This window comes from Salinibacterium sp. 10G20-15 (assembly GCF_057365065.1).
Genome location: NZ_CP195118.1, coordinates 852,946 through 864,953, shown reverse-complemented (window position 1 = coordinate 864,953; position 12,008 = coordinate 852,946). Strand labels below are relative to the sequence as shown.

Here is a 12,008-nt window from a genome sequence, read left to right as displayed (position 1 = left end):
GATGCGCCAGTGGTGATCGGAGGAGCATGAAAAAGTCCACACTCGTCACGGGGTTAGTACTGGTCGCGCTGGGGGCAGCGCTCTTAGCGGGAGTTGTTCTCAACGTCGCGTTGACGAATTTTGAAGGGCCGTGGAATGTCTGCAACCAGCGCACTTCCATGCCTCCAGAGGTTTCGATGCAAGGCAAGACGGAAGTTCCGATCACAACGACGTACTCGCTCCTTCCTTTGCGTCTCAATTGCATCTACAACGTTTCGCCGCCGGGCAGGTCCGCGACCGTCTCTCTGGATTTGGGGGCGGTGCCGGCGGGTTTTGGTATCAGCCTCGTCATAATCGGCGGCATCGTGTTGATCGATGGAGCGACTAGCAGCGCAACTCGAACGAAGAAGGAATAATGATCATTTTCAAGCGCATTACCGGCACCTTTTTCACGACTGCCTCGCTCTCTGTTCTGCTCGGGACAGGGATAGCTGGGCCTTTAGGCGATATGCCTGTCTTGCCGGCTGAGCAGGCGGCTGCACCCGGTCTAGTTCCAACCCTCTGGATCGCGTTCTCCCGCTGATCGACGCAATGGCCATAGCTGACCAGCAAGATCTTGAAGCGGTCGGTTTTGGTTACGCCAACGGGCCGGTGGCAGGAGAGTTCTTTCCGAGTGAATCGAAAAACGCCACGCTGTTTCTTGCCGAATTTCGAGCGAAATTTGATTCGGAACCGCAAGTAACTTCGATCATCTCGTCCGCGACTCTGGGGCCGAAGGCTGGTGCTCGAGGCGAGGTAGAAGAGAAGAAGAGTTTGATTGAGGAGCTCAAGCCTCAGACAATACGGACAGGGGCGAAAGTCGACTTCATCGCCCCGAGAATAGATTCGTCTTCTCTTCGCTCATCGCAAAAAATCTCTGAAGTGCCGAAAGACTTTCTCGCTGAAAGAACGGCAGAAAATAGCTGGAAGCCGGAGGTGGTCGATGTGGAGATCAAGCGTAATTTTGGGTTGGTCGACCTTTCCCAGATGGTGACGTGGGATGCGGGGTCTTCCCCAGCTAACATCATCGACAACTTCGGACTTGAATTCGAGATTAATCTCTACAATGACAAGTCCATTGGAATCAAGCAACCCCTATGCGAGCTAGGCTATGAGAATCAGTTTGCGGCACACCGGCCCTCCGTGACCGACTGGCAAATTGTTGCTAGTGGCGATACCGTGGCCTCCGATCTTCAGCCTTACTGGGACACTGTGCTCGAGGATGAGTGTTCGAGGATGTCGTTTTCTGTGGGCGTACGCTACCCGCAGCTGATCGAACCAGACGAATTCGGCCATTTTGCTTATGTCACCTGGAGCGCCGACGAAACTGAGGAAGACCTCGATCGCCTTGACGCATCTCTCCAACTCGTGGATGACGTAGAGTGTGATCTCCGAGATCTGACTCCGCTCCCTGGAGACACCGTTTTACCCTGGTGCATGGGGTACTGGCAGGTCGAACCTCCCGCATCTGCTGAGAACCCTCGCGCGGTGCTAAATAACGGGCGGAATATTTATGGGCCCGATTTCTGCTGGAGATCAGGGAACTCTGGTGATGAGGGCGGCTACAAACCGACGACATCTTGTGGCCCGGGGATCGATTGGGATGCAGTTCCTATTACGACGATATCGCCAAAATCGGGCAACGCCAGCACTGGTTGGGATGTGACCATGACGCACCAATCCGACGATCTGGATTGGGCAGTTTTCCCATACTCAGATACCTTGCCCGCGATCTCACCCCATCAGCCATCTGATTTGTTGGACCCGGAACGAATTGTCGATGTTCGTGCTTGGATTGATGGTGAACCCGTTGATGTTGTTTTTGAGGGTTGGGAGTTCGAGAAAGCGCTGCCTGTCAACAACCGTTTCACTTTGACGAACGAAAATTTGAAGGTGGGCGACGGAAGCGCCATCACCATGGCCAAGTTTTTTAGGAATGGGGCGTTGAGCTTCCGCAAAGGACTTAACGCGGAGGTCAACTGGATAAAACTAGACCAGCTTCATGAACTATGGGATCCGGATGCCTTCGACCCTTTCAACTGTGCCGTGGGCAGCAATCAAGAAGGCAGCGATCAGACTCAGCGCAATAGTGTGAGGGCCGGCTATGGCGATAGCTGCGAGTTCGGAGTTGAAGGCGTCTTGAGCGACACGACGGGATTCGGTGAGGCCAGTTACTCCGATGCAACCCCCGGCTATCTCTTCCAGGCACAAGGCAGTTCAGGCTGGATTCCTCGAGAAGAGCACTCCATATGGAGGCCGTCCAACGGCAGCACAATAACGGTCGCGTATATGGACCCGGCGACAAGTGCGTTGATTTCCTTTTACTCGGGGGTGCAGAACGCTGAGTCAACCTATCTTTCGGAACCAATCGAGCTCTCCGGCTATGACACCAATCTCCCCACCACGGAGATCGAGATTAGTAATCAACTATTCACCGACATCTGGAGCTGGGATTGCCGGTGGGTTGTCGAAGAAACCCCGGCTTGCGAGTCCTACCGGACCAATTTCGACCTACGCACGGAAATCGGTTCGCCTTCAGCGGCGCAAGGACCGGGGTGGCGCAACCTCGCCGATAGCGGTGGAACTATCACCTTTACTAGTTCGCAAGGCACACCCATCGTATTAACGCTGCTCCCGGGATCCTATTACAGCGAGGATCTGTCGATGCCAGGAGGGGCATCTCGTTCGGCACCGTAAGTGCTGTGCGGTGCTGAACGCCAAAATGTCACCGCACAACTTGCCCACATTTCACCCACACTTGGGGAGCACCCCAGTCAACTCCCGGCATCCGAGTCGCGCCCAGTCACTAGTGTTTTGCGGCAATTTTGGGCACTTCCGCATAGTTCTGCGGAAACGGTTTTCGACTACGGATCAATAGGCCGGGGGTTCAAATCCCTCCGGGCGCACCAGCTGAAAGCCTCACATTCGTGTGGGGCTTTCGTCGTTAAGAACCACTTTCGCCCGCGAGCTGTGAACAGGCCACACTAGAGAGATGCTGCTGCCTGCGATCATCCTCATCACTCTGGCCCTCGTGTTTTACACCGTCGGGGTGTGGAGCGAGCGAGTGCAGAAGGTGCTCAAGCCGTGGCATGTCGTGCTCTTTGGGCTGGGATTGGCGGCGGATGCCACGGGCACGTTCCTGATGAACCTGATCGCGACCGAGAATCGTGCAGCCGGCATCGAGCAGAGCGCGTTGAACCAGCTGATGGGCGTCACGGGAGTTATCGCGATCGTTCTTATGGCCGTGCACCTCGCTTGGGCGATCGTCGTGCTGGTGCGCAACCGTGAAGCCGAGAAGACCAGCTTTCACCGATTCTCTGTCATCGTGTGGGGTATCTGGCTCGTACCGTACATCGTTGGCGCCCTGGGTTCGAGCCTCGGCTAGAGCATTTCAACATCCACGGCTCACGCATATCTCGCTCATAGAAATCTCATAGAGAACCTCGGTGTGATGTAACACGTCACCCAACAGAGGAGCTTGATCATGAAGCGAAATCACTTCACCCTTACCGCCGCAGTTAGCACGTTCTTGATTGGCGGAGTGCTGTTGGCTGGATGCTCGACCGCCGTTGAAACTCCCGCCGTCACCTCCAGCGTGACCGCCGAGATCAGCGAGGCGAATGTCGACCTCAACCTGGGGCCTGTTGCGACTGAAGTCCTCGCGGCGAACGCAAACTCAACGACCACGAACGATGACGAGTGGACCCTCGATGGCGCCGTTTCGATCGCCCTCGACGGCTCCACGGCAACTGCCGACGGCGATGGCGTGAGCGTCTCCGGTTCCACGATCACCATTAGCGCGGCCGGAACCTACATTCTCTCGGGGCAGTTCGATGGCCAAGTTGTCGTCGACACCGACGATGAAGCTGTTGTTGCCCTCGTGCTCGATGGGGCCGAAATCTCTAGCTCCATAAGCGCCGCGATCGCGGTCGCTAACGCCGAAGACGTCGTCGTTTCGCTCAGTGGAACCAACACGCTCTCTTCCACCGGAGCTGACGCCGACTACAACGCCGCCCTCTTCAGCGACGCCGACCTCACCATCTCGGGCGACGGATCGCTCACGGTAAGCAGCTCGGTCAACGACGGCATCACGAGCCACGACGACCTCGTCATCCTCTCCGGTGACATCACGGTTACCGCCGGCGATGACGGTCTGCGCGGCAAGGACTCCCTGACCATCGAAGGCGGCACCGTCACGGTGGATGCCGGCGGCGATGCCCTCAAGTCAGACAACGACGAAGACGAAACGCGCGGCTACGTCTACATCGCGGGTGGCACCGTTGCCCTCACGGCAGCGGATGACGGCGTCCAGGCCCAGACCGACATCGTGATCGCGGGCGGTTCGACCACGCTCGCGGCGGAAGACGACGGGCTCAAGTCTGAGGTCAACATCGTCGTCTCGGGCGGCGGAACGGCTGTCACGAATTCTTACGAAGGCATCGAGTCGTACTACATCACGATCGAGGGCGGCGTTCTTGCGGTCAACGCAAGCGATGATGGCATCAACGCGACGAGCGGCACCAGCACCACCACCGACATCGGCGGCATCGTCGAAGCGGATGACGGAGCAATGGTGTCGATCACCGGTGGCGAGACTACGGTCAACTCTGCCGGCGACGGAATCGACTCCAACGGGTCGATGCTCGTCACGGGCGGTATGACCACGGTGTTCGGATCGTCAGAAGACCGTGAGGGTGCGCTCGATGCGAACGGCACCATCGTGGTCGATAGCGGAACAGTGCTGGCGGTCGGTATGACCTTCATGGCGACGTCACCTGAAACGTCATCCGCGCAGGGTTGGGTGAGCGCTTCGCTCGAGCAGTCCTACGGCGCCGACCAGACGGTGCAGGTGCTCGATAGCAGCGGCACAGTGGTTGCCGAGTTCACCTCGGTCAAGTCCTTCCAGTCGGTCGTGTTGTCGGATGCCGCCATCACGAACGGCGACACGTACACAATCACGGTCGACGGCGACACCGCCGGAACCGTGACTGCCGGAGTCGCTGCAGCGGGCAGCGAAAGCGCCGGTGGCGGCGCTCCCGGCGGCGGAGCTCCCGGCGGGGGAGCGCCTCGCCCGTAGTCCGGCGCGAGAGCGATCGCCGTCGGTGTTCATCCGTGGGGATGTGCCCTGGCGGCGATCGCTGTTTTTGTTGTTCCTCACAGGCGACGGTGACAGGCTAATTCCACTGACGAAAGAGAGCGCTGATGAACGACTACCCAGCAATGATCACCGAGAAGAACTTCATTCAGCCTGTTCCGCGTCGCATTCGTGGGTACTTTGCTGGCGAACTTCTCTTTGACACCACACAGGCGATCTATGTGTGGGAGTGGGCGCCGTATCCGCAGTACTACATTCCTATCGACGACGTGAATGATGACGTGCTTGTCGATGAAGAGCAGGAGAAGCACGAGTCGCGCGGTACCTATATGCGGCTCGGTCTCAAGTCGGGCGAACGAGAGCAGTCGTCCGCTGCCAAGCTGTTTTCGGATGATTCCCTTCCTGGTCTCGCTGGCATGGTGCGTTTTGATTGGGATGCGCTTGACTCCTGGTTCGAAGAAGACGAGCAAATCTTCGTGCACCCGCGTAGCCCGTACGCTCGCGTGGACGCTATTCGCTCCACGCGCACGGTGCGTGTTGAGCTCGACGGGGCCGTTCTTGCCGAGTCGTCGTCCCCTGTCATGGTTTACGAGACTGGGCTGCCAACGCGGTACTACCTCAACCGCACCGATGTGAACTTCGAGCACCTCGTGCCCAACGACACCGTGACGGAATGTCCCTATAAGGGAACCACTACCGATTACTGGTCAGTGAAGGTGGGCGACACGGTTCACGACGATCTGGCGTGGTCGTATTCGTTCCCCACTCGCCAGTTGCTTCCCATCACTGGCCTGGTCGCGTTCTACAACGAGAAGGTCGACATCTTCATCGACGGTGTTGAGCTCGCGCAAGCCAAGACGCACTTCTTCCCGTCCACGCCCGCGAGCTAGGGGCGACCGTCGCTCCTGCATCCCTCCCGCCGGGTTACCGGGTGCACTTTTGGGCATCAAAACCGGGGCATTTCCGCGGCCTCATTTTCGCGACACGCCCGGGATGCGAGCGGTGTTGGCGAGGGGGCGAAAATGCACGTAATGTTTCCTCTTGTCACCCCAAAGGTGCGGAAGTCCCGGGCAGTTCTACTGCTAGGTTTCCGGCCTCAAGTGGGGGCCAGCATCCTCCACAACTTCCCAGTTGTGGTCGAGTCAAACAGCGGAATTCCTTTCATTAGGATCCGACTTCAGATCTTAGGATGAGTACCCGCTTTATGCGTGTGTCGGTTGGTTGTTTCGGGCTGTTTCGGTCCGGGATTGCTGGTTTGACATGCAGGCTGAAGCTGGTAAGTTAGACAGGTTGCCTTTCGCAGTTATGTGAAGGTTGCCAACACAGGTTTGTAAGCCCTGGGGTGAAGCCGTTTTCGGTGGAGGTCAGGAGCGTCCGATCCTTGAGAACTCAACAGCGTGCACAATGTCAAATGCCAAAAACCCGACTGTGCTTATCAGGATCGTCCCATTCGGGTCGTGATTGTGAGTGCAGCGGATTCCTTTGGAAAAGATATAAACAACAAAGCAAGTCAGTATTGATTTGTTCTGTCAGTTTCAAACTTGTCGCCTCGACATCCTATTCCGGATGCGGGTGACGCAAGATGTGTTCGGTTACTTGTAGCCGTTCAATCAAACATTTATGGAGAGTTTGATCCTGGCTCAGGATGAACGCTGGCGGCGTGCTTAACACATGCAAGTCGAACGATGAAGCCGGAGCTTGCTCTGGTGGATTAGTGGCGAACGGGTGAGTAACACGTGAGTAACCTGCCCTTGACTCTGGAATAAGCGTTGGAAACGACGTCTAATACCGGATACGAGCTTCCGCCGCATGGTGAGGAGCTGGAAAGAATTTCGGTCAAGGATGGACTCGCGGCCTATCAGGTAGTTGGTGAGGTAATGGCTCACCAAGCCTACGACGGGTAGCCGGCCTGAGAGGGTGACCGGCCACACTGGAACTGAGACACGGTCCAGACTCCTACGGGAGGCAGCAGTGGGGAATATTGCACAATGGGCGCAAGCCTGATGCAGCAACGCCGCGTGAGGGATGACGGCCTTCGGGTTGTAAACCTCTTTTAGTAGGGAAGAAGCGATGTGCTTGTCACATCATGACGGTACCTGCAGAAAAAGCACCGGCTAACTACGTGCCAGCAGCCGCGGTAATACGTAGGGTGCAAGCGTTATCCGGAATTATTGGGCGTAAAGAGCTCGTAGGCGGTTTGTCGCGTCTGCTGTGAAAACTGGGGGCTCAACCCCCAGCCTGCAGTGGGTACGGGCAGACTAGAGTGCGGTAGGGGAGATTGGAATTCCTGGTGTAGCGGTGGAATGCGCAGATATCAGGAGGAACACCGATGGCGAAGGCAGATCTCTGGGCCGTAACTGACGCTGAGGAGCGAAAGCATGGGGAGCGAACAGGATTAGATACCCTGGTAGTCCATGCCGTAAACGTTGGGAACTAGATGTAGGGGCCATTCCACGGTTTCTGTGTCGCAGCTAACGCATTAAGTTCCCCGCCTGGGGAGTACGGCCGCAAGGCTAAAACTCAAAGGAATTGACGGGGGCCCGCACAAGCGGCGGAGCATGCGGATTAATTCGATGCAACGCGAAGAACCTTACCAAGACTTGACATATACGAGAACGGGCTAGAAATAGTTCACTCTTTGGACACTCGTAAACAGGTGGTGCATGGTTGTCGTCAGCTCGTGTCGTGAGATGTTGGGTTAAGTCCCGCAACGAGCGCAACCCTCGTTCTTTGTTGCCAGCACGTCATGGTGGGAACTCAAAGGAGACTGCCGGGGTCAACTCGGAGGAAGGTGGGGATGACGTCAAATCATCATGCCCCTTATGTCTTGGGCTTCACGCATGCTACAATGGCCGATACAAAGGGCTGCAATACCGCGAGGTGGAGCGAATCCCAAAAAGTCGGTCTCAGTTCGGATTGAGGTCTGCAACTCGACCTCATGAAGTCGGAGTCGCTAGTAATCGCAGATCAGCAACGCTGCGGTGAATACGTTCCCGGGCCTTGTACACACCGCCCGTCAAGTCATGAAAGTCGGTAACACCCGAAGCCAGTGGCCCAACCGCAAGGAGGGAGCTGTCGAAGGTGGGATTGGTGATTAGGACTAAGTCGTAACAAGGTAGCCGTACCGGAAGGTGCGGCTGGATCACCTCCTTTCTAAGGAGCATGTGCAACTCGGTTGTCGTCTCTGCGGTATACACAGAGTCAAGGATGACCGAATTTATGTTGCATGAGTCGTACCAGCCTGTTCGGGTTGGACGGCGCTCATGGGTGGAACATTGACATTGTGATCAGAGGAACTGTTGTTTCTTTAGTACGCCAGCTTGCTGGTTGGAACGGGAGGTTTCAGGGGTGCTGGTCTGTGCACGTTGTTGGGTCCTGAGGGACCGGGCTACGGATCTTTTGGATTCGTGTTCGTACCTTAGGGCCGGGGCACTCGTAAGAGTGTTTGGGTCTGATGGATCCTGGTGCTGTTTCTGACTTTGGTTGGGGATGGTGGAGGATACCGCCCGTATTTTGAGAACTACACAGTGGACGCGAGCATCTTAGATTCGACCGAAAGGTCGAGTCACAAGAACAAAACGATGACATCCAACAACTTTTAGTTGTTGGGTCACTCATTGGTCAATCTCAACATCGAAAGGTGTTGCGATCGATTCTTATACTCATGTGATATCAATTTTCTAAGAGCAAACGGTGGATGCCTTGGCATCTGGAGCCGAAGAAGGACGTATAAATCTGCGATAAGCCTCGGGGAGCTGATAATAGAGCTGTGATCCGAGGATTTCCGAATGGGGAAACCCCGCTGGGCGTTGCAAGACGACTCAGTGACTCCCGCCTGAATATATAGGGCGGGTAGAGGGAACGTGGGGAAGTGAAACATCTCAGTACCCACAGGAAGAGAAAACAACCGTGATTCCGTTAGTAGTGGCGAGCGAAACCGGATCAGGCCAAACCGATCATGTGTGATAGCCGGCAGGCGTTGCATGGTCGGGGTAGTGGGACTTTTCAGCTGTTACTGCCGTACAGCAAGGATTACAACGATATATAGACGAATGGGATTGAAAGCCCAGCCATAGACGGTGCCAGCCCGGTAGTCGAAATGTGTCAATGGTCCGAAGAGTATCCCAAGTAGCACGGGGCCCGAGAAATCCCGTGTGAATCTGTCAGGACCACCTGATAAGCCTAAATACTTCCAGATGACCGATAGCGGACAAGTACCGTGAGGGAAAGGTGAAAAGTACCCCGGGAGGGGAGTGAAATAGTACCTGAAACCGTTTGCTTACAAACCGTTGGAGCAGCCTTAGTAGCTGTGACAGCGTGCCTTTTGAAGAATGAGCCTGCGAGTTAGTGATCAGTGGCGAGGTTAACCCGTGTGGGGCAGCCGTAGCGAAAGCGAGTCTTAATAGGGCGAAATAGTCGCTGGTTCTAGACCCGAAGCGAAGTGATCTATCCATGGCCAGGTTGAAGCGCGTGTAAGAGCGCGTGGAGGACCGAACCCACTTAGGTTGAAAACTGAGGGGATGAGCTGTGGATAGGGGTGAAAGGCCAATCAAACTTCGTGATAGCTGGTTCTCTCCGAAATGCATTTAGGTGCAGCGTTACGTGTTTCTTGCCGGAGGTAGAGCTACTGGATAGCTGATGGGCCCCAAAAGGTTACTGACGTTAGCCAAACTCCGAATGCCGGTAAGTCAGAGCGCAGCAGTGAGACGGTGGGGGATAAGCTTCATCGTCGAGAGGGAAACAACCCAGACTACCAACTAAGGTCCCCAAGCGTGTGCTAAGTGGGAAAGGATGTGGAGTTGCATAGACAACCAGGAGGTTGGCTTAGAAGCAGCCACCCTTGAAAGAGTGCGTAATAGCTCACTGGTCAAGTGATTCCGCGCCGACAATGTAACGGGGCTCAAGCACACCACCGAAGTTGTAGATTTCGTATTTTAGGTAAGCCTTCGTGGTTCAGCCGTACGGAGTGGTAGGAGAGCGTCGTGTGGGCAGTGAAGCGGCGGTGTAAACCAGCCGTGGAGCCTACACGAGTGAGAATGCAGGCATGAGTAGCGAAAGACGGGCGAGAAACCCGTCCTCCGAATGATCAAGGGTTCCAGGGCCAGGCTAATCCGCCCTGGGTAAGTCGGGACCTAAGGCGAGGCCGACAGGCGTAGTCGATGGACAACGGGTTGATATTCCCGTACTGACGAAGAACCGCCCCAACTAATCCAGTAATGCTAAGTATCTGAATCCTTGATATCGATCCCTTCGGGGTGAGAGTCAAGGCCTAGCGTACGACCCTATGCTGGTGCGGTTAGCGTATTAACAGGTGTGACGCAGGAAGGTAGCTGAGCCGGGCGATGGTTGTCCCGGTCTAAGAATGTAGGCCGAGAGATAGGCAAATCCGTCTCTCATGACGGCTGAGACTCGATGGGTAGTCCTCACGGACGAAATCAGTGATCCTATGCTGCCAAGAAAAGCATCGACGCGAGGTTCAAGTTACCCGTACCCCAAACCGACTCAGGTGATCAGGTAGAGAATACTAAGGAGATCGAGAGAATCGTGGTTAAGGAACTCGGCAAAATGCCCCCGTAACTTCGGGATAAGGGGGGCCTAAGGCGTGAACGGACTTGCTCCGGGAGCGCTGCAGGGCCGCAGAGACCAGTGGGAAGCGACTGTTTACTAAAAACACAGGTCCGTGCTAAGTCGCAAGACGATGTATACGGACTGACGCCTGCCCGGTGCTGGAAGGTTAAGAGGAACGGTTAGCCGTAAGGCGAAGCTGTGAATTTAAGCCCCAGTAAACGGCGGTGGTAACTATAACCATCCTAAGGTAGCGAAATTCCTTGTCGGGTAAGTTCCGACCTGCACGAATGGCGTAACGACTTCCCAGCTGTCTCAACCGCGAACTCGGCGAAATTGCACTACGAGTAAAGATGCTCGTTACGCGCAGAAGGACGGAAAGACCCCGTGACCTTTACTATAGCTTTGTATTGGTGTTCGGTGTGGCCTGTGTAGGATAGGTGGGAGACTGTGAAGCTTGGACGCTAGTTCAGGTGGAGTCATTGTTGAAATACCACTCTGGTCATATTGGATATCTAACTTCGGACCGTGATCCGGTTCAGGGACAGTGCATGGTGGGTAGTTTAACTGGGGCGGTTGCCTCCCAAAAAGTAACGGAGGCGCCCAAAGGTTCCCTCAACCTGGTTGGTAATCAGGTGTCGAGTGTAAGTGCACAAGGGAGCTTGACTGTGAGACTGACAAGTCGAGCAGGGACGAAAGTCGGGACTAGTGATCCGGCAGTGGCTTGTGGAAGCGCTGTCGCTCAACGGATAAAAGGTACCTCGGGGATAACAGGCTGATCTTGCCCAAGAGTCCATATCGACGGCATGGTTTGGCACCTCGATGTCGGCTCGTCGCATCCTGGGGCTGGAGTAGGTCCCAAGGGTTGGGCTGTTCGCCCATTAAAGCGGTACGCGAGCTGGGTTTAGAACGTCGTGAGACAGTTCGGTCCCTATCCTCTGCGCGCGCAGGAAATTTGAGAAGATCTATCCCTAGTACGAGAGGACCGGGATGGACGAACCTCTGGTGTGTCAGTTGTTCCGCCAGGAGCACCGCTGATTAGCTACGTTCGGAATGGATAACCGCTGAAAGCATCTAAGCGGGAAGCCAGCTTCAAGATGAGATTTCCATGGCCTTTTAGGCTGAGAGACTCGCAGCTAGACTACTGCGTTGATAGGCTGGATGTGGAAGCAGGGACTAACGACCTGTGGAGCTGACCAGTACTAATATGTCGACAAATTGATAACACCCCACCTCACTGACATCTTCGGATGTGAATGGTGACTGAGAAGAATTCTCGCGTCCACTTTGTGGTTCCCGATTTACGGTCGGGAACTGCGCCCAGCACACA

The 12,008-nt window shown here is 55.6% G+C and carries 5 protein-coding genes and 2 rRNA genes; all 7 read left to right on the top strand.

Translation table 11 applies throughout. From position 1 onward, the window contains the following. The first annotated feature begins 26 nt into the window (after positions 1-26). The 7 genes from ACR3YK_RS04130 to ACR3YK_RS04100 all read left to right on the top strand — a co-directional run bounded on the left by ACR3YK_RS04130 (position 27) and on the right by ACR3YK_RS04100 (position 11,904). On the top strand, positions 27-395 hold the full coding sequence (locus ACR3YK_RS04130; RefSeq protein ID WP_486175958.1) for a hypothetical protein: 369 nt from the start codon (positions 27-29) through the stop codon (positions 393-395). Between the two features lie 175 nt (positions 396-570). Continuing rightward, positions 571-2,715, top strand: a complete 2,145-nt coding sequence (locus tag ACR3YK_RS04125; protein ID WP_486175957.1) for a hypothetical protein — start codon at positions 571-573, stop codon at positions 2,713-2,715. Positions 2,716-3,010: 295 nt separating this feature from the next. After that, positions 3,011-3,403, top strand: coding sequence for an HsmA family protein (locus tag ACR3YK_RS04120; RefSeq protein ID WP_129072887.1), 393 nt, complete (start codon positions 3,011-3,013; stop codon positions 3,401-3,403). 99 nt (positions 3,404-3,502) lie between these two features. Next, positions 3,503-5,095, top strand: a complete 1,593-nt coding sequence (locus tag ACR3YK_RS04115) for a carbohydrate-binding domain-containing protein (protein WP_486175956.1) — start codon at positions 3,503-3,505, stop codon at positions 5,093-5,095. 125 nt (positions 5,096-5,220) lie between these two features. Continuing rightward, complete coding sequence (locus ACR3YK_RS04110; protein WP_486175955.1) at positions 5,221-6,003, top strand: DUF427 domain-containing protein; 783 nt, start codon at positions 5,221-5,223, stop codon at positions 6,001-6,003. A 727-nt stretch (positions 6,004-6,730) separates the two neighbouring features. Continuing rightward, positions 6,731-8,266, top strand: a 16S ribosomal RNA gene (locus ACR3YK_RS04105). A gap of 517 nt (positions 8,267-8,783) precedes the next feature. Then, positions 8,784-11,904 (top strand): 23S ribosomal RNA (locus ACR3YK_RS04100). Together the 16S and 23S rRNA genes form the textbook arrangement of a ribosomal RNA operon. Positions 11,905-12,008: the final 104 nt, after the last annotated feature.